The organism is Sagittula sp. MA-2, assembly GCF_030126985.1.
In the GTDB taxonomy this organism is placed as follows: Bacteria; Pseudomonadota; Alphaproteobacteria; order Rhodobacterales; family Rhodobacteraceae; genus Sagittula.
In genome coordinates this window covers 3,855,796-3,872,880 of record NZ_CP126145.1, presented here as the reverse complement: position 1 = coordinate 3,872,880, position 17,085 = coordinate 3,855,796, and the positions used below count along the sequence as shown (strand labels likewise).

The 17,085-nt window shown below is 65.9% G+C and carries 19 protein-coding genes; 9 read left to right on the top strand and 10 right to left on the bottom strand.

The genetic code is table 11. The annotated features are described in order from the left end of the window. The first annotated feature begins 56 nt into the window (after nt 1-56). From QNI11_RS18900 to QNI11_RS18885, 4 genes are all read left to right on the top strand, one after another. Entirely contained in the window at nt 57-449 is a 393-nt protein-coding gene (locus QNI11_RS18900; RefSeq protein WP_283981327.1) for a hypothetical protein, read from the top strand. 82 nt (nt 450-531) lie between these two features. After that, entirely contained in the window at nt 532-963 is a 432-nt protein-coding gene (locus QNI11_RS18895) for a cytochrome c (RefSeq protein WP_283981326.1), read from the top strand. Nucleotide 964: 1 nt separating this feature from the next. Beyond that, entirely contained in the window at nt 965-2,350 is a 1,386-nt protein-coding gene (locus QNI11_RS18890; protein WP_283981325.1) for a multicopper oxidase family protein, read from the top strand. A 21-nt stretch (nt 2,351-2,371) separates the two neighbouring features. Further along, nucleotides 2,372-2,806: a cytochrome c gene (locus QNI11_RS18885; protein ID WP_283981324.1), complete on the top strand. Its 435-nt coding sequence runs from the start codon at nt 2,372-2,374 to the stop codon at nt 2,804-2,806. 61 nt (nt 2,807-2,867) lie between these two features. Here the strand turns inward: QNI11_RS18885 and QNI11_RS18880 are convergent, their stop codons facing one another. From QNI11_RS18880 to QNI11_RS18855, 6 genes are all read right to left on the bottom strand, one after another. After that, entirely contained in the window at nt 2,868-3,170 is a 303-nt protein-coding gene (locus QNI11_RS18880) for an SHOCT domain-containing protein (protein ID WP_100929054.1), read from the bottom strand. A gap of 99 nt (nt 3,171-3,269) precedes the next feature. Further along, nucleotides 3,270-3,572: a copper-binding protein gene (locus tag QNI11_RS18875; protein WP_100929055.1), complete on the bottom strand. Its 303-nt coding sequence runs from the start codon at nt 3,570-3,572 to the stop codon at nt 3,270-3,272. A 67-nt stretch (nt 3,573-3,639) separates the two neighbouring features. Further along, the gene (locus QNI11_RS18870) at nt 3,640-4,995 is read right to left on the bottom strand and encodes a multicopper oxidase family protein (RefSeq protein WP_283981323.1); all 1,356 of its coding nucleotides are present in this window, start codon (nt 4,993-4,995) and stop codon (nt 3,640-3,642) included. Then, the gene (locus QNI11_RS18865) at nt 4,992-6,386 is read right to left on the bottom strand and encodes a TolC family protein (RefSeq protein ID WP_283981322.1); all 1,395 of its coding nucleotides are present in this window, start codon (nt 6,384-6,386) and stop codon (nt 4,992-4,994) included. Before QNI11_RS18865 ends, QNI11_RS18870 begins: the two co-directional genes overlap by 4 nt. After that, entirely contained in the window at nt 6,383-6,601 is a 219-nt protein-coding gene (locus QNI11_RS18860; RefSeq protein ID WP_100929057.1) for a hypothetical protein, read from the bottom strand. The genes QNI11_RS18865 and QNI11_RS18860 overlap by 4 nt, the downstream gene beginning before the upstream one ends. Nucleotides 6,602-6,660: 59 nt before the next feature. Further along, on the bottom strand, nt 6,661-7,038 hold the full coding sequence (locus QNI11_RS18855; protein ID WP_283981321.1) for a hypothetical protein: 378 nt from the start codon (nt 7,036-7,038) through the stop codon (nt 6,661-6,663). Nucleotides 7,039-7,372: 334 nt separating this feature from the next. Here QNI11_RS18855 and QNI11_RS18850 point away from each other — a divergent pair, with 334 nt between their 5' ends. The 4 genes from QNI11_RS18850 to QNI11_RS18835 all read left to right on the top strand — a co-directional run bounded on the left by QNI11_RS18850 (nt 7,373) and on the right by QNI11_RS18835 (nt 11,771). Beyond that, the gene (locus QNI11_RS18850; RefSeq protein ID WP_100929059.1) at nt 7,373-7,633 is read left to right on the top strand and encodes a hypothetical protein; all 261 of its coding nucleotides are present in this window, start codon (nt 7,373-7,375) and stop codon (nt 7,631-7,633) included. 226 nt (nt 7,634-7,859) lie between these two features. Beyond that, nucleotides 7,860-9,086, top strand: coding sequence for an acetyl-CoA carboxylase biotin carboxylase subunit family protein (locus QNI11_RS18845; RefSeq protein WP_100929060.1), 1,227 nt, complete (start codon nt 7,860-7,862; stop codon nt 9,084-9,086). After that, nucleotides 9,086-11,113 (top strand): hypothetical protein, encoded by a 2,028-nt coding sequence (locus tag QNI11_RS18840; RefSeq protein WP_283981320.1) that lies wholly within the window; start codon nt 9,086-9,088, stop codon nt 11,111-11,113. The genes QNI11_RS18845 and QNI11_RS18840 overlap by 1 nt, the downstream gene beginning before the upstream one ends. 127 nt (nt 11,114-11,240) lie before the next feature. Continuing rightward, complete coding sequence (locus QNI11_RS18835) at nt 11,241-11,771, top strand: hypothetical protein (RefSeq protein ID WP_283981319.1); 531 nt, start codon at nt 11,241-11,243, stop codon at nt 11,769-11,771. 88 nt (nt 11,772-11,859) lie between these two features. Here QNI11_RS18835 and QNI11_RS18830 read toward each other — a convergent pair whose 3' ends face one another. The 4 genes from QNI11_RS18830 to QNI11_RS18815 all read right to left on the bottom strand — a co-directional run bounded on the left by QNI11_RS18830 (nt 11,860) and on the right by QNI11_RS18815 (nt 15,586). Continuing rightward, nucleotides 11,860-13,146, bottom strand: coding sequence for an aspartate aminotransferase family protein (locus QNI11_RS18830; protein WP_283981318.1), 1,287 nt, complete (start codon nt 13,144-13,146; stop codon nt 11,860-11,862). A 3-nt stretch (nt 13,147-13,149) separates the two neighbouring features. Further along, complete coding sequence (locus QNI11_RS18825) at nt 13,150-14,382, bottom strand: FAD-binding oxidoreductase (protein WP_283981317.1); 1,233 nt, start codon at nt 14,380-14,382, stop codon at nt 13,150-13,152. Between the two features lie 141 nt (nt 14,383-14,523). Further along, on the bottom strand, nt 14,524-14,856 hold the full coding sequence (locus tag QNI11_RS18820; RefSeq protein ID WP_283981316.1) for a RidA family protein: 333 nt from the start codon (nt 14,854-14,856) through the stop codon (nt 14,524-14,526). A 40-nt stretch (nt 14,857-14,896) separates the two neighbouring features. Continuing rightward, nucleotides 14,897-15,586: a TetR/AcrR family transcriptional regulator gene (locus QNI11_RS18815; RefSeq protein ID WP_283981315.1), complete on the bottom strand. Its 690-nt coding sequence runs from the start codon at nt 15,584-15,586 to the stop codon at nt 14,897-14,899. 207 nt (nt 15,587-15,793) lie between these two features. Here QNI11_RS18815 and QNI11_RS18810 point away from each other — a divergent pair, with 207 nt between their 5' ends. Continuing rightward, nucleotides 15,794-17,080, top strand: coding sequence for a TRAP transporter large permease (locus QNI11_RS18810; RefSeq protein ID WP_100929067.1), 1,287 nt, complete (start codon nt 15,794-15,796; stop codon nt 17,078-17,080). The last annotated feature ends 5 nt before the right edge of the window (nt 17,081-17,085 follow it).

The following is a 17,085-nucleotide window of genomic DNA, read 5'->3' as shown; positions in this document are numbered from 1 at the left end:
AGATTGATTGTATCATCAACCGGGTTCGGGGTTCAGTACCACCGAGGAGGCAGTTCATGGCAGGCCTGATGGCAACAGGGCAAAAGACGTGCAGGGACAGCGCAGCCGCCGTGCGGCGCATGCTGTGCGTCGCAGGTGTCCTGACGCTTGCCGTCGCTATCCTGCTGGTGAGCCTGCCTCAGGTGGCCTCTGCCGATATGGCGGGCGGGATCGTGGATCATGTCCACGATTGCCCGGACTGTCCCGACAGCCATCATGAGACGACCAGGGCGGACCAGGCGGACGCCATGCCCGACTGCCACCATGTGACCGGCGGCGCCCTTGCGATGCTGCCGGTGGAGCATGAGACGGCTTTGAACGGCAGTTTCCGCTACCTGCACGACAGGCCCACGTCTGTCACGGGCCGCCACCGCAGCCCGGAGCGCGATCTTCCCCCTCCGCGTGCCTGAGATCGACTGAACCGCGGGCCTTTCGCCCGAAATGTCGAATACCGCACGCGGGCCCGTCCCCCGTGCCACTCAGGATACTGAAATGAAAAAGATCGCTTTCGCTGGTGCGGCTGTCGCTGCAGTCGCCATCGGTGCATACCTGACCACGACACAGACCAATTCGCAGGAAACGACGGACACGGCGACCGAAGGCGCGGCCATCGTTTCCGTCACCCTGCCTGAGACCCTCTCGGCCGAGGCACAGGTGGGCAAGCAGGCCTTCGACGCGGTCTGCGCCGCGTGCCATGGCAAGAACGCCGCTGGCAAGGACGGCTTCGGTCCGCCGCTTGTTCACAAGATCTACGAACCTTCGCACCATGGTGACATGGCGTTCTTCCTCGCCGTGCAGCAGGGCGTGCGCGCCCATCACTGGCGGTTCGGCAACATGCCTGCGCAAGAGGGGCTGACACGGGCGGACGTCGCGGGAATCGTGACCTACGTTCGAGAGCTTCAACGGGCCAACGGGATCAACTGACATGACAGGGTTTTCGATTGGCCGGCGCGCTTTCTGCGCCGGTCTTGCCGGGACGATGCTGGCCCGGCCCGCATGGGGGGCGACGGATACGCTTGTCGCGCAGAAGGCCAGCGTGCAACTGGCACCGGACGGCTATCCCGCCACCCCGGTCTGGTCCTATGGCGGTACCATACCGGGAGCAACGATCCGTATGGGGCAGGGCGACCGGCTGCAGCGGCAGCTGGTCAACGAACTCGATGTGCCGACCTCCGTGCACTGGCACGGCATCCGCATCGACAACGCCATGGACGGGGTCGCGGGGCTGACGCAGGAGGCCGTGCCGCCCGGTGGCACCTTCGACTACGACTTCACGCTGCCGGACGCCGGGACCTACTGGTACCACGCGCACACGAACTCCATGGAGCAGGTGGCGCGCGGCCTGTCCGGCGCGCTGATCGTCGAAGAGGCGGACGCCCCTGACGTGGACCGTGACGAGGTGCTGATGCTGGGCGACTGGTTGCTCGACCCGGACACCGGCGGCTTTGTCGAGCCCTTCAACCATCCGATGATGATGAGCCATGGCGGACGTACCGGGAACCTGGTCGGGGTGAATGGCCGATACGACTTTGCCCTGACCGCGAAGCGGCATGAACGCCTGCGCCTGCGCCTGATCAATTCCGCCAACGCGCGGATATTCGTACTGCGCCTGCAGGGGATGAGGGGGTGGACCGTCGCGCTCGACGGGATGCCGCTGGATGCCCCGGAAGAGGTGAGCGACGAGATCGTCCTTGCCCCCGCGCAGCGCGCCGATCTGATCGTGGACATCACCGCGGACGAAGGCGCGCCCGCGGGCCTGCTCATGTGGATGGACGACGACAGCTGGGAGGCACTGGCCGAGGTCAAGGTATCCGGCCAGTCCGCCACCACCCCGCGCCCGGCGCCGGCGGCCTTGCCCGCCAACCCGCGCACCGCGCTGCCGGATCTGTCAGAGGCCCGCAGCCTCGACATGGTGATGGAAGGCGGCGCTATGGCGGGCATGGAAAGCGCCATGTTCGAGGGAGAGCGCCTTGGCTTCCGCGCGTTGATCGAGAAGGGGCAGTTCTGGGCGCTCGCAGGGCAGGCGGGGCGGACGGAAACGCCTTTTGCCGACCTTGCCCTGGGCGAGGTGCTGCGCATCAGGCTCGAGAACCGCACGGCCTTTCCGCACGGGATGCACCTGCATGGCATGCACTTCCGTGAGGTCCGCGCCGACGGCAGTTTCGGTCCGCTGCGCGACACCATCCTCAGCGTGCCGGACGAACCGCTTGAGATCGCCTTCACCGCCGACAACCCGGGCAAGTGGCTGTTCCACTGTCACATGCTCGCCCATGCCGCATCGGGCATGACCACCTGGATAAACGTGACTTAAAAAAACCAACGAGGGACTGACATGAAGAAAGCTAAACTGGCAATCGCATTGATCGCGCTAGGCACCGCGGCGCTGGCGCATGGCGGGGTCGAGAACAAGGATGTCATGGCGCGCATGATGGTCATGGAGACCATCGGCGACCAGATGAAGCTCGTGGGGGCCATGGCAAAAGGCCAGATGGCTTTCGACGCCAACGCGGCCAACAGCGCCCTGAACGAGATCGCCGCACAGTCGGCGCAGATCGTCTCCATGTTCGAGGTGCGCGCGGAGGACCCGAAATCGGAGGCCCTGCCGGTGATCTGGGAAGACTGGGAGACGTTCTCGTCCCGGGCGACAGATGCCGAGCATGCGGCAGAGAAGCTTGCCGGGACCATCCAGTCCGAGGCCGACCTCGGCGCTGCGTTGGGCCAGCTTGGCGAAACCTGCAAGGCGTGCCACTCGCAGTTCCGCAAATAAGGATACGCGCCCCGTCCTTGCGGCGGGGCGCGTCCCTGACCTTGCTACCGGATCGAACCGTTCAGCCTGCCAGCAGTTTCTTGCGGGCGGCATAGTCCTCGGCGTCGATGTCACCACGCGCCAAGCGCATGTCCAGTTCGGCCAGCGCATCGCCGGGCGCCTTCTGGGCCATGGCATTGCCGGGCTGCCGGACGAACCAGACCACACCGGCCACGACCAGCCCCAGCACGATCAGCCAGAGCACCGGCCCGAACATCATGCCGATGCCGTGGCCGTAACCGTCCATCATGTAACCGTACACCTCACCACGGTCGGCAAGGGCCGGTTGGGCAAGCAACATCATCGGAACTGCGAACCATCTCATGGCGACCTCCTTCGGTCTTCTTGTTATGGCTCCAGTATGCGCCGGACCCGGGCCATAGACCTTGATCCAGCGCAATAGGGCGGCCCGAAGGCCGCAAGATCACTCGGACGTGATCTCGGTGACGGTCAGCTTGCCGTTCACGCGGTCGGCGACGAAGGACACCGTAGCGCCTTCGCTCAGGCCTTCCATCATGCCGTCCGCATAGTCGAAGACCATCTTCATCGCCGGCATGTCGAGGTTTTCCAGCGGGCCGTGGTCGATGGTGACCTTCTTCCACTTGGTGTCGATCTTGGTGATCGTGCCCTGGCTCATCGGCATGGCCATATGGCTTTCGGCCAGAGCGACCGAAGCGGGCGCGGTCACGGTGAGCAGGGCGATTGCAAGTGCCTTGAGGGTTTTCATACGCGTTTCCTTTCAGGTGTTTGCCCCTTCGCGGGGGCTTGGGGTCAGTGCCGGGCAGGGGCCCGGATCAGTGATCGTGGTTGAGGTGACTCTTGGGGGTGATGACCGTGGCGGCGCTGCTCTGGCGCACCTCTTCGGGCAGTTCTCCGGTCCATTCCCAGGCCTGGGTGCCCGGAGGGTTCTGATACCATCCGGGGTCGGAGTAATCGTCCGGCGCGATGCCCTCGCGCACCTTCACCACCGAGAACATGCCGCCCATTTCGAGCGGGCCGAACGGCCCCCAGCCGGTCATCATCGGCACGGTGTTGTCGGGCAGTTCCATGGACATTTCGCCCATATCGGCCATGCCCGCCGTGCCCATGGGCATGTAACCCGGCTGCTGGCGGCGGATCATCTGCGTGAGGCGCGTCTTGTCCGTCCCGATGAAGGTCGGCAGATCGTGGCCCATGGCGTTCATCGTGTGGTGCGACTTGTGGCAGTGGATCGCCCAGTCGCCTTCGTGGATCGCATCGAATTCGTAGGCGCGCATGGCGCCCACGGGAATGTCGATGGAGACCTCCGGCCAGCGGGCGGATTTCGGCACCCAGCCGCCATCGGTGCAGGTCACCTCGAAGTCGTAGCCGTGCATGTGGATTGGGTGGTTGGTCATCGTGAGGTTGCCGCAGCGCACCCGCACCCGGTCGCCCTTGTTCACCACCAACGGGTCGATGTCCGGGAAGATCCGGCTGTTCCAGGTCCACATGTTGAAGTCGGTCATCTCCGCAACGCGCGGGATGTATGTACCGGGGTCGATGTCGTAAGACGCCAGCAGGAAGGCGAAATCCCGGTCCACCGGCATGAAGGCGGGATCGCGCGGATGCACGATGAAAAGGCCCATCATGCCCATCGCCATCTGCACCATCTCATCCGCGTGGGGATGGTACATGAAGGTGCCGGATTTGATCAGGTCGAACTCGTAGACGAAGGTCTTGCCGGGCGGGATCGCGGGGTGGCTCAGCCCGCCGACGCCGTCCATGCCCGAAGGCAGGATCAGCCCGTGCCAGTGGACCGAGGTGTGTTCCGGCAGGCGGTTGGTGACGTAGATGCGCACGCGCTCGCCTTCCACCGCCTCGATGGTCGGGCCGGTGGACTGGCCGTTGTAGCCCCAGAGCCGGGCCATCATCCCGTCGGCCATGATACGCTCGACCGGCTCCGCGACGAGGTGGAACTCCTTCACGTTGCCATTCATCCGCCAGGGAAGCGACCAGCCGTTGAGCGTCACGACCGGGTTGTAGTCCGGGCCGGAGCCGGGCCGTGGCGGCACCTGCGTGTAGGGGCTGTCGGTCGAGGCTGCCTCGGGCAGATCACGGAAACGGGTTTCGGCTGCGGCGGCAGAGGCCAGAACGGCCCCAGCGCCACCGGCCAGCAATTGACGGCGGTTCATTCGTCACCTCCAGCGGGCGGACCCCAGATCACGGTTTTCAGGTTGGCTTCGGCGCGCCAGTAATCGGCCCTGGCCTCGGCGGTGGACAGCTGTGCCTCCAGCCCGTCACGGGCGTCCTCGATCAGCTCGAAGGTCGAGGTCAGCATGCCGTTGTAGGATTTCAGCGCCTCGCGGTCGATTTCACGGCGCAGGGGCAGCACCTCGTCGCGCCAGTGTCGCGCGATGTTGTAGGTGCCGGTGACTTCCGCATGGGCGGAGCGTGCCTCGGACCGGGCGTTGACCGCGTGTTGCGCCAGTTCATGCGCCGCGCGGGAATATTCCAGTGCACCCCGCCGCGAGGTCAGCTTTGTCGTGTCGTAGAGCGGGATCTCCAGGCTGGCCTGCAGCACGCGGGCGACTTCGGTTTCGTTGTCGTCGCTGCGTTCCACTTCTGCACCGGCTGTGACTTCCGCACCCTCGATGCGGCGGGTCTGGCTGGTCAGGCGGTATTCCTGCGCAATCGCCTCCAGTTCGAGCTTGCCGATGGCGAGGTCGACGCGATGTTGCAGGGCGAGCGCCTCGGCATTGCTGCGCCCCGGTCTGCGGCCCGGCAGGCTTGGCAAGCGGTCGGGCACGTAGAAATCGGTGCTCGCGCCATAGAGCCCCATGAGGCGGGTTAGCTTCTCCTTCGCAAGCTGCGCCTCAAGCCGGGCCTCGGCGCGTTCGGCAGCGAGTTCCGCGGTGAACACATGCTCGCGCGCCTGGTCGGCGCGGTTCATCGCACCGGTGCGGCCCAGTTCGGCTGCGAGTTCGGAGGCGGCCTCTGCCGTGCCCTGCGCCCGCGCGATCAGCGACGACGCCTCGAATGCGGCCACGGCGTCGATCCACGCCATGCGCGTCTCGGCGGCCAGCGCAAGCGTTTCGGCCAGCGCCTCAAGCTGCGCTTGGCGGAAGTGCGTCTCGGCGATGCGTGTGCGCGGCTTGAGCGTGGCCAGGTCGAGGATGGCGCCGGTGACGCTCGCCTCGAGCGAGCGGGCCAGACCGGCCTCGCCGATGCCGCTGAGCGACAGTTCGAGGCTCGGCCGCGGCCCCAGCGCGGTTTCCCAGAGGTCGGTGGCCGAAAGACCCAGGTCGGCATAGGCCGCCTGCAACCCGCGATTGTTCATCAAGGCGACCTGTACGGCGGTGTCCGGCCCGATGGTCTTGCCCGCGACCAGCGCCCTGGCGCGCGCCTCGTTCGCGGCCACATCGGCGGCGGTCTGCGCCCAGGCGGCCTTTGCGCCCGTCGAACGGTTGGTGCCATCGGCGACGAAGGCGAAGCCGGCCTGTGGGTCGGAGGCGCCCTTCACGGTCGCCGTATCGGCACAGGCGGTCAGCAGCGCCAGCCCGGCCAGCGCGATCACATGCTTCATGTGCCACCTCCCGGCGCCTGCGCGTCGTTGAGCTGGCGCCAGTCGAGCGGCTCGGCGATGGGGTAGGCGGTGTAGCCGACACTCGGCCCCGGTTGGGCGGCGGTGGCGGTGGACGGATCGGCGGCGCGGATCAGCGCACCGGCCTCGGGCAACGCCAGAGGCTGTGCACAGCCCGCAAGCGCCAGCGGCAGAAGCGCCGCGAAACGGTATTTCATGGAATGACTCCGAAGGGATCTTCAGTCAGGGCGCGGCACGCACACCCGTGGCGGGAAGATCAGGCCTTCGGAGGACGACGCAGACCGATGGGTCCCGTCAGGTCGGCGCGGTCGAGCACGGACCAGTCCGCGGGCACCCGCGTCTCGGACACGGTTTTTGCGTCCGTGTCCGGCAGGTTGGAGATGTCGAGGACGCAGCCGTGATCGCAGCAACTGAACAGCGCGGTATCGGACTTCTGCTCCTGGGCTGCTGTGTCGTCCGGCGGCGTTACGTGGCCCTGATGGCCGTGGTGAACCATGCGCATTTCCTCGACCTGTGCCTGCACCTGCGGTGCACAGATCGCACGGTCGGACGCGATTTGGGCCGCGACCGGAGAGATCGCGACCATCAGGCCGGTCAGGCCGAGAAGCAGAACGAGGAGAACACGCTTCACCATGTGGAAATCGATGCCCGCGCCCGCGGGCGGTAGCAACTCACGAAAGCGTTAACGGCCAACTTCGGCGCGCCTCGGTTCTTTTGCGCCATGGCGGCGATCTCTGGCGGGCGAATGCCGCTGACGGGGGATCGCATGGAAAGCCGATGGGCGCCTGCGTCGGGGCAATACTGCAGGCACCGAATGAAAGTACCGGCGAGCCGCCGAATCTCCAAAAGTCCCATGGTCACGGCGCCGTCCATCCAGGATTTAGTGAGCGATTACAGTTAACTAAGCCTTGACTGTTTCCCCGGCGGCAATCTTGCGCTATCCTTAAGGTAGAAAGGTGGTGAACACTATGGCTGCACCAGCTCAAGTGACATGGGCAAAGGTTGCGGACAATGGCGCACAGCTCCTTGCGATCGGAGGCGTCCGCAAATCCTTTTTCGGCAAGTCGCAGTGGCGGCTCTCGACCGAGGAAGCCATTGCCATGATCGAACAGGACGAATGGCGTTTTTTCGTCGAGATCGACGACGAAAAGGCATGGCTCGACGTCCTTGAAGAGCCCGACGGCTCCAAGACGATCAGCGCCGACGGGCCGCTCAGAAACCTGCTCTGACCCCGTCCTCCATCCCTGCGTTACAGGCGGGTGCCCTGCGCCCGCGGATCGGCTTGTCTTGCGTGACCCGGTTGAAATCGGTCCGCGGCGGGCTAACCTCTTAACTTGAAACCGACGCAGATCAGCTCGCCGGGGTCGCATCTCCCGTAACAGGACCTTCCCTTAGTCCGCGAGCGGACAGGACGCGCGCTCGTCCCTGTTGGTCTGCCTGATGAAAGGATATGCAATGACTGACAAGAACCCGGATAAAGGGTATGTCGCCCTGCTCGGCTGGAGCCTGAACGCCATTGACGCGGTCGACCGCTTCGACCGCCGGTATGTTGTCGTCGCTCCGCCCTGGGCCGAGGACTACTGCAAGCAGAACGACATTCCCTTTGTCCCGTGGGACTTCGACCGTCTGAACGAACGCTCGCACGAGCTGGCGCACCGGCTTGACGACATGGGCGTCGACGTGGCCATCCCGATCTTCGAGGAGACGGTGGAATGGGCCGGTGCGATCAATGCGGTGCTGATGAAGAACCCGCGCCTTCTGGGGCAGGCCATGCTGTTCCGCGACAAGTCGCTGATGAAGCGCCGCGCGCAGCTGGGCGGCATCCGGGTGGGCGTCTTCGAAGAGGCGCACGACCGCGGTGACGTGATCCGGTTCCTCAAGCGGGTCAACCAGACGCTGCTGAAGCTGGACGGCGATCCGAACGATCCGATCCACTTCAAGGCCTTCGACAAGTCCGGCACCGCCGGGCACCGGGTGATCCGCACCCCCGAGGACGTCGACAACATCCCCGACGAGGAATTTCCGGCGCTGCTGGAAAGCCACCTTGACGGTTGGGAATTCGCGGTCGAGGCGTGGATCAAGAACGGCAAGGTGCAGTTCCTGAACATCTCGGAATACGTCACGTTGGGCTACTCGGTCTTCGTGCCCGCCACGCCGGAGCTCGAAGCACACCGCGAACGGATCACCGAGGAGATCGAGAAGCTGATCGAGGTGTTCGACATCGACTTCGGCTTCATCCACCCGGAGTATTTCCTTACCAGCGACAACAAGCTGTACTTCGGCGAGGTCGCGTACCGTCCGCCGGGATTCAACGCGCTGGAGCTGATCGAACGGGCCTACGGCTTCAACGGGTACCAGGGGCTGGTGGTGGCCTTCGATCCGAAGACCACGCAGGAGGAGCTCGACGCCTTCTTTCCGAAGGAGATCGTCGATGCCAAGGGCCACGCCGGATGCTTCGGCGTCTATCCGCGCCGCCGCGTGGTCAGCCGTCTGGAGATCCCCGAAGATACGGCGAACCACCCGTACTTCGAATTTCACGAACTGGCCGATCCGCGCGAGCAGAAGGTGGCCAAACGGTCCGCGTTCGGCACGCACTGGGGGCTGGCCTATTTCTTCGGTGACAACCCGCACGAGTTGCGAGACCTTCTGAAGAAGCAGGAAGAGCTGGATTATTACGTTTGATGAACCTCAGAAACGCGTCCTCCGCGGACGGGCAGACCGGGGACGACAGCGCTGCGCTGGCGCGCTTGTCCGGTACGCTTGATCTTGCGATTGAACGGCTGGAGCGGGCCCGGCCCTTTGCCAAGGCCCGCTACCAAGGCCCCGTGCTCGACGTTCTTGGCCGCATCATCGCCCAGCCCGGCGGGCTGGGGGTGGTGCGCGAACGGGCGGCACGCATGGACGCAGCTGGGCTGTTCGTCGGTTCCGACTGGGACCGGCCCGAGGCGCTCCTGCCGCAACTTGTCGGTGGGACGCTGGTGTCCGAAGACCCCGCGTTCCAGGCGCTGGAGGCGGCCAGCTTGTCGCGGTTCCTGGCCGTGGCGAAGGGCGAGGCCAGGCATGGCAACCTGCATCAGGACGGCGCGCGGCACTTCCTGACACAGGTGCTTGCGCTGAACCTGAAGGACCTGTTCGGGGTGCCGGACGAAGCGGCCCGGGGGCTCGGTGCGCGGCACGAGGTGAAATGCCGGGTGCTGCGGCACATAGCGGACCATATCGGGCTGAACGACGTTCTCAGCGTGCTCGTGTCCGAGATCTGGCGCCTGCTGGAGCAGCGCTCGGTGCAGGTGGGGGTGGTCAAGGACATGATCGCCCAGATCGCTGTCGCCCTGAACGAGAACGGCACCGGGCCCGGCAGCACCCGCCTCGGCGCGGAGCGTCTGGTCAGTGCCCTGTTCGGCCCCACGACGGCGTCGCGTGACGATCCGGGCCTTGCCGTCTACCTCGACCGCATATCGGTCGCCGACGACGCCGGTCTCTCGCGTGAGGCCATGGGGTTTGCCCGCGCGATGCACGACACGGGGCTGGTCTCCGACTACCACGCCGCTTTCCTGACATGGGCGCTGGACTTCGATCAGCGGCCCCTGATCCCGGAGGCGCTTGGCCTCGGGTCCACCGGCCTTGACTGCTGGCGGCACTACCGCGGCGTGATCGAGAAGCTGGTGCGCAGCGCCGTGACGCCGGCCACGCCGCAGGCCGCCTACGGCCTCGCCATGCTGCTTGAACGCGGCACCCTGCATCACGCGCCGATGGTTCCGGCGCTGGAACGGCAACTGTCGCTCCGCCTGCGCGGCGCGGCGCGGGACCGTCTCGCGCTCGGGTTCGGACCTGCCGTCTCGCCCGAGACGCAATTGCTGGCCGGTGTGCTTCAGGTGCTCGGGCAGCCGTTGGGCGTCGGGCAGGGCGCCAATCCGACCTGTCAGTCCGCCCGGGCCATCGCGCTCTGGGCGCTGAACGACCCGGATTACCTGCTGCACCTCGTGACGCAGGTGGCCGAGTTCGACACGCTCCAGATGCAGTTCGAGGGCACGCCGATCAACTCAGCCGACCTTCCCGCGGGGCTGGCGGGCATGGGGCCGATCGACGCCGACCCGGTGTCGGTCCTTCTGGTCGGGCATCTCGACCGGATCTACGCCGAGATGGGACGGCTGTGCGCGGGACGCTCCGGCGATCCGCACAAGTGGATCAACCCGCAGTTCCACGGCTGGTGGGTGTCGCGCGATTGCGCCGTCGCGGTGGATGTCACAACCGGCAAGCTGGCGGCCTACGACGACTTCCTGCGCCGTTTCTTCGCGACCTATCATCCCGACCACAACGGCGGCCGGCCGCTTGGTCACCCGCAACCGGCCGGTATCGCTGTGACGGATGCGCAGCAGCGGTTCGTGGGCTGGCACGCCATCGCCATCTTGCGGGTGGCAGAGGATCAGGCCGGGCGGATGCGGATCTACTTCTACAACCCGAACAACGACAGCGGTCAGGACTGGGGCAACGGCGTCGTGGTGTCGACCTCGGGGCATGGCGAACGATACGGCGAAGGATCGCTGGAGTTCGACCCGTTCCTGTCCCGTGTCTACCTCTTTCACGACGAGCCGCTGCGCAGCGCGCATGGTCAGGACATTCCCGCCGATGTCATCGCCAGGGTGCGCGAGCAGGCCATCGCCAGCTGGGCCGCCGACAGGCAACCGGAGGACGAGAACGAAGGCGCCTGACATCGGGCCGGACGCCGCGTCGGACCTGCCCTTTGTCGGGGCGCCGTCTTGCATTGCGGGGCCATTCTGCGGGATACGGCGGCAAGGGCGAGCCCGTCCGACGGACCGATGAAAGGCCACAGCCGCGATGCCTCAGACCGACCACCTCAAGACCGATTGTTCGAAGTGCGCCGCGCTGTGCTGCCTCTCGCTGGCCTTTGACAAGGGCAAGGGTTTCGCCTTCGACAAGAACCCCGGCGAGCCGTGCCGGAACCTCTCGGGCCACAGCTGTTCCATACACGACCGGCTGACGCAGGAGGGCTTTCCCGGCTGCGTCGCCTACGATTGCCTGGGGGCTGGCAACCGTGTCGTGCAAGAGGTGTTCGGCGGCAGGTCGTGGCAGGCCGAGCCGCGCCTGACACGCCCGATGATGGAGGCGTTCTCAGGCATGCGGGAAGTGCACAAGCGCATCGACCTGCTCCGCGCCGCCGAGACCCTGCCGCTGAAGCCGCGCGACGAGCAGGCGCGCCGCGACTTCCTCGCCCGCCTCGAACGGCACCGCTGGAGCGGCGCCGAACTCAATGACTTCGAGGTGGGGCTGGCGCTTGAGATCGACATTTTCTTTCACACCATCCAGGTATACGCACCGGATCCCCGTTTCGCCGAGTGGCACGCCTGACGGCGTGGAGCGTTTGGGTCTGCTCGGCCGGGATGTTCGGGACTTGCGGGCGCTCTTACGATAAGAGTGATGCACGCCGTGGACATGGTCACTTTGCCGGAACGGATTGTCCGGCTGTGAGCACGGTGTCGAGCGCATCCAGAAAACCGTCCATCTCTTCCTCACCCACCGCGAAGGACAGCGCGATCAGTCCGCGCGAGGCGAAGTAGTAGCCCCTTTCCATCATCCGGAAATGCAAGAGGCGCAGGCGGTCGCGGCGAAGCGTCGAGTCGTCCGCCGTGGCGTGGATGTTCATGATCGATCCCATCCCGGTCACATGAAACCAACCGCCTTGCGCCGCGAAACTGTCGTTCAACGCGGCGCGGAAGGCCTCTCCGCGCTCGTAGAGGGCGGCCAGAGCTTCCGGTGTCAGGTGGTTGCGGATCGCTTCCAGCCCGGCGGCCATGGTCAGCCGGTTGTTATTGAAGGTGCCCGCGTGGGGGATTGCATCGGGGTGGGACGGATCGAAGCGCGCCATCACGGCCTTCTTGCCACCGAATGCCCCGAACGCGAGGCCGCCGCCGAAGATCTTGCCCAGTGTCGTCATGTCCGGCGTGATGCCAAGACGCTCCTGTGCGCCGCCCGGCGCCATGCGCGCGGTCTGCACCTCGTCGAAGATCAGCAGCGCGCCGCTTTCGTCGCAGAGATCGCGCAGGGCCTGCAGGAACTCGGACGTGCCGACGTTGCAGCCGCCCGCGCCCTGCATCGGCTCCACCAGGACGGCGGCGATGCGATCGCCTGACTTGGCGAATTCCTGCGCCGCCGCCTGCGGGTCGTTGTAGGGCAGGATGGCGAAGTCGAAAGGCACGTTGACCGGCGCATTGCCGTTGCCAAATGTCAGGACCCCGCCGTGGTAGCCCCCGGCAAAGACCACGACGCGCTCACGACCCGTCACCAGACGCGCGGCGGTCAGCGCCATCACGTTGGCTTCCGTCCCCGAATTGGTGAACCTCAGCAGGTCGATGGAGGGGAAACGCGCCGCCAGTTCCTCGGCCAGCGCGACCTCGTATGGCGTGTGCGAGGACAGTCCGAACCCGCCACGGTGCGCAGCCGTCACGGCCTTTTCAAGCGACGGGCAGGTGTGTCCGAAGATGCCGGCGGTGAACTCGCCCAGGAAATCGGTGTAGGTGTTGCCGTCGACATCGGTGATGCGGCAGCCCGCGCCGCCGGTGATCGACAGCGGGTACGGCGCCGCCCAGAGCGAGCTGCGGGTGTTGCCGCCCGGCAGAACGCGGGACGCGCGGGCCAGCGCCTGCGCGCTTTTGGGCGTGCGCTTGCGGAAGTCCTCTTCGGCGCGGGTAAGGTCGGCGGTCAGGGTGTCTGCGTGAAAGGTCATGTCTTACATCCGATGTGAGGGCAGCAGGGCGTCGAAGCCCTCGGCCGGATGGCCCGCAACCATCTGCGCGAGCAGGGCGCCGGTCGTCGGACCAAGGGTGAAGCCCTGGTGGCCGTGGCCGAAGTTCACCCAGAGGCCCTTGTGCCGGGGAGCTGCGCCCACCAGCGGCAGCATGTCCGGGAGGCAGGGCCGGGCGCCGGACCACTGGGGTTCCTCAATGCGGGCGCCGACCTCGATCAGGTCGGAAATCCCGGTCCGGCCACGGTCGAGCTGGCGCGGGTCGGCGGGGCTGTCCCTGGTCACCAGCGCAGCCCCTGTGGCAAGCCGCAGACCTTCGGTCATCGGCGCGGCGACGATCCCGTGCGCCACGTCGAGGAAGGGCCGGACAGGAGCGCGCGGCGCGGCAAAATGGCCGTGATAGCCGCGCTTGTAGATCATCGGGACGCGGTAGCCGAACCGGGCCAACAGGCGCGGCGACCATGGGCCAAGGGCTATGACGGCCTGCGTGGCGCCAGCGGTGCCTTCATCGGTCTCGACCTGCCAGCCGGTGCCCTTCTGCCGCAGCGTGCTCGCGTCGCCGGTCACCATCTGGCCGCCGCGCCGTGCAAAGAGATCGGCATAGCCCGCCGTCAGCGTGCCGGGCGACGCGCAGCTCCATGAGTCCTGCCAGTGGATCACACCCGCAGGCGCCTTCAGCAGAGCGGGGTCCTCTCTCGCGTAGTCCGCACCGTCGACCGCCCGGAAGCGCGTGCCATAGGTGGCGTGGACCCGTTCGGCGTCAGCCACCGCAGCGGCGTATTCGGCAGCGTTGCGGTAGAGGAGGGCAAGCCCATCGCGGGTGATCAGGTTCTCCATCCCGGCGTCGGCGATCAGCGGAGCGTGGTCGCGGGTGGAGCGTTCGGTCAGTCGGACGTGGGTGCGCGAGATCTCGGCATGGCGGGCAGGCGAGGAGTTCCGGTAGTATTTCCACAGCGCCGGAAACATCTCGGCGACGCCGGCTATGGACCAGGTCACATCGTTGGTCCGGCCAAGCGCAAAGCGCAGCAAGGTCATCGGGTCGCGGGGCAGGCCATAAGGTTCCGCGGCTTCGGCCTGGATGATCCCGGCGTTACCGAAAGAAGTTTCGCGCCCGGGCGCCTTGCGGTCGATGAGGGTGACCGACAGGCCCTGCTCCTGCAGTGCCAATGCGGTGGAAACGCCGACCATGCCGGCACCGAGAACGAGAAAATCGGCCATGAGAAGTTCCGGTAGTGGGAAGCGAACCGGCGGGACCGCCGATCCGGAGAGTTGGGGCGGGGCAGGCGCGCATCGCGGCGCCCTGCCTCCGCAGGCCCGGGTCAGGCGCGCATCGCGGCGCCCTGCCTCCGCAGGCCCGGGTCAGGCTTCGGCGATGACGGTGATCTCGACCTTCGCGTCGATCATCAGGCCGCTTTGCACGGTGGTGCGGACGGGCAGCGGATCGGAGAAGTACTCGGCGTAGACACGGTTGAACTCTGCAAAGTCGCTGGTGTCGGTCAGATAGCAGGTGGCCGAGACGACGTTGGCCAGCGTCAGCCCCTCGGTCTCGAGCGTCGCCTTCAGCCGCTCGAAGATGTTGCGCGTCTGCGCCTCGATACCCGCCGGGACCTTGCCGTCCGCGTCAAAGCCGATCTCGCCTGCAAGGTAGACGGTGTTGCCGACACGGCGGGTCTTGGAGAAGGGGAGGTTCATCGGTGTTTCCTTGTCGTCTGAAGGGAGTGAAGGGTAGCGGTCAGGAAGGTTGGGCCGGGGCCCGGGCCTTCAGCCCCTCGACCAGAAGGTCGAGCAGCAATTCGAAACTGTCGTTGTAGGGGTTCACGGCGCCGTTCTGCCAACGCAGGACGAAGATGCGGTTGGAGATGTCGGGCAGCGCGGCCGCCGTCAGCGGGTAGAGGTCCGGATCGGTCTGCGCGACCCGCTTTGCGAAGAGCTCCTGCCAGGTTTCGCCTTCGCTGCCCGGCTTGCTGACGGGCGGCGGCGCCAGTTCCATGGTGACGAACCCGGCGAGCCCGCCGACCAGCACGTTGAAGGCCGGGCGCAGCGCATCGCCGCGGTAGCCGCCGTCATGCAGCGCCGAAAGGATCGTCTCGACCCAGTCGAGGTTCGCGACACCGTTGGATTTCATCTGCGCGCCCAGAAGCGGCGCGACGGCGGGATGACGATGCACCAGCTTGCGGTAGTTGAGAAACACCTGCCGGAGGCGGTCGTCCCAAGGCATGTCGGCGTCGAGAGTGTCGGACAGGGGCCCGGTGATCGAGGCGGAAATCTCGGCAAAGAGGTCTTCCTTCGCGCCACCGACATGCCAGTAGATCACTGCCGGAGAGACGCCCAGATTGCGGGCCAGCTCTCGGAGGGAGAAGGCCGCCAGCCCCTTTTCGTCGATCTGCGCGACCGCTGCGGCGACCACCTGATTCTTGCTCAACCCGACCGCCGCGGCCCGTCCACGCAGCATCTTGCCCTTTTTTTCATCATTCTCAGTGGTCACCGGTACGATTCCCGTTCAAAAAATAGGCGTGTTTCATTTTGCGTGACGGACTCGACGAGTTTGGTTTAACAGTTATAGAACATCGTTCAATTGAAAACCAACACAACCGGCCGAACACTCTCGAACCTGACGACTGGGGTACAAATGACAGCACTGCCGATCCTCATCTTTTCCGTCGCCCTGCTTCTGGGTGGCGCCGTGCTTGCGCACCTGATCGGGGCGGCCTCCATCCTGTCCTTCATCGCCGCCGACAGGGCGCGCTTCCTTGCTGCGGCGCCCCAACGGATCATCGCTCATATCGACCTGTTCTCGATCATGTCGATGCCGTTGTTCATTCTGGCCGGTGAAATCATGAACCGCGCGGGCGTCACGAAGGCGCTGATCGATCTGGCCATGGCGCTGATGGCACGTCTGAAGGGCGGGCTCGGGCACGTAAACATTCTGACGTCGGTGTTCTTCGCGGGGATTTCCGGGTCGGCCATGGCAGATGCGGCTGCGGTGTCCAACACGCTGGTCCCGGCGATGCGGAAGTCGGGCTACACGGTGCAATATGCCGGTGCCGTCACCGCCGCGTCGTCGGTGATCGGGCCGATCATTCCGCCGTCAATCATCATGATCTTCTACGGGGCGCTGATGAATACCTCGGTGGCAGCGCTGTTCATCGCGGGCATCGTGCCGGGCCTCATCATGGCGGTTGCTCTGTTTGGCGCGAACGCGTGGCTGGCGCATCGACACGACCACCCGACGGGGGAGCGTGTCCCTGCACGCGAAGTGCTGCGCCGCGCGATCTATGCGCTGCCCGCCACCGTGATCCCTGTCATCATCCTCTCGGGTATCGTCTTCGGCGTCATGACCCCGACCGAGGCCGCCGGCGTCGCGGTCTGTTGCGCCATCCTCGCCGGGATCATCTATCGCCAGATGTCCTGGGGCACGATCATCAAGAGCCTCGAACGCACGGCAATCCTGTCCGGTTCGATCTTCATCCTGCTCTCGGGCGTGGCGATCTTCGGCTATCTCGCCGGTCTGGAGAAACTGCCGACGCTTCTGGCCGATGCGCTGATCGGGCTGGGGTTCGAGGGCTGGAAATACCTGTTGCTGCTCAACGCGGTCTTCCTCGTGGCGGGCATGTTCCTCGAGGTGCCGGTGGCGCTGGCCCTGCTGGTGCCGCTGCTCGTGCCCACGGGCATCTCGATGGGCGCCGATCCGATCCACCTGGGCATCGTCATCGTGGTGAACCTGATGCTGGGCATCGTCACCCCGCCGTTCGGCGCCGCGTTGCTGGTCGTCTCGGCTGTGTCGGGCGCGCCCTACTGGGGCATCGCCAAGGCCGCCGCGCCCTTCCTGGTGGTCCAGCTTGGCGTCCTGCTGATCCTGACCTTCACCCCTGAACTGACACTGTTCCTGCCGCGCCTAGCCGGTTTCGTTGAGTGAGAAGA

What these genes read in the sequence shown, in the direction of transcription:
- QNI11_RS18860 (WP_100929057.1), bottom strand. Translation starts at nt 6,601, where the DNA reads ATGAAATACCGTTTCGCGGCGCTTCTGCCGCTGGCGCTTGCGGGCTGT.
- QNI11_RS18830 (WP_283981318.1), bottom strand. Translation starts at nt 13,146, where the DNA reads ATGACCTTTCACGCAGACACCCTGACCGCCGACCTTACCCGCGCCGAA.
- QNI11_RS18895 (WP_283981326.1), top strand. Translation starts at nt 532, where the DNA reads ATGAAAAAGATCGCTTTCGCTGGTGCGGCTGTCGCTGCAGTCGCCATC.
- QNI11_RS18855 (WP_283981321.1), bottom strand. Translation starts at nt 7,038, where the DNA reads ATGGTGAAGCGTGTTCTCCTCGTTCTGCTTCTCGGCCTGACCGGCCTG.
- QNI11_RS18825 (WP_283981317.1), bottom strand. Translation starts at nt 14,382, where the DNA reads ATGGCCGATTTTCTCGTTCTCGGTGCCGGCATGGTCGGCGTTTCCACC.
- QNI11_RS18885 (WP_283981324.1), top strand. Translation starts at nt 2,372, where the DNA reads ATGAAGAAAGCTAAACTGGCAATCGCATTGATCGCGCTAGGCACCGCG.
- QNI11_RS18840 (WP_283981320.1), top strand. Translation starts at nt 9,086, where the DNA reads ATGAACCTCAGAAACGCGTCCTCCGCGGACGGGCAGACCGGGGACGAC.
- QNI11_RS18835 (WP_283981319.1), top strand. Translation starts at nt 11,241, where the DNA reads ATGCCTCAGACCGACCACCTCAAGACCGATTGTTCGAAGTGCGCCGCG.
- QNI11_RS18810 (WP_100929067.1), top strand. Translation starts at nt 15,794, where the DNA reads ATGACAGCACTGCCGATCCTCATCTTTTCCGTCGCCCTGCTTCTGGGT.
- QNI11_RS18870 (WP_283981323.1), bottom strand. Translation starts at nt 4,995, where the DNA reads ATGAACCGCCGTCAATTGCTGGCCGGTGGCGCTGGGGCCGTTCTGGCC.
- QNI11_RS18875 (WP_100929055.1), bottom strand. Translation starts at nt 3,572, where the DNA reads ATGAAAACCCTCAAGGCACTTGCAATCGCCCTGCTCACCGTGACCGCG.
- QNI11_RS18890 (WP_283981325.1), top strand. Translation starts at nt 965, where the DNA reads ATGACAGGGTTTTCGATTGGCCGGCGCGCTTTCTGCGCCGGTCTTGCC.
- QNI11_RS18880 (WP_100929054.1), bottom strand. Translation starts at nt 3,170, where the DNA reads ATGAGATGGTTCGCAGTTCCGATGATGTTGCTTGCCCAACCGGCCCTT.
- QNI11_RS18850 (WP_100929059.1), top strand. Translation starts at nt 7,373, where the DNA reads ATGGCTGCACCAGCTCAAGTGACATGGGCAAAGGTTGCGGACAATGGC.
- QNI11_RS18845 (WP_100929060.1), top strand. Translation starts at nt 7,860, where the DNA reads ATGACTGACAAGAACCCGGATAAAGGGTATGTCGCCCTGCTCGGCTGG.
- QNI11_RS18865 (WP_283981322.1), bottom strand. Translation starts at nt 6,386, where the DNA reads ATGAAGCATGTGATCGCGCTGGCCGGGCTGGCGCTGCTGACCGCCTGT.
- QNI11_RS18900 (WP_283981327.1), top strand. Translation starts at nt 57, where the DNA reads ATGGCAGGCCTGATGGCAACAGGGCAAAAGACGTGCAGGGACAGCGCA.
- QNI11_RS18820 (WP_283981316.1), bottom strand. Translation starts at nt 14,856, where the DNA reads ATGAACCTCCCCTTCTCCAAGACCCGCCGTGTCGGCAACACCGTCTAC.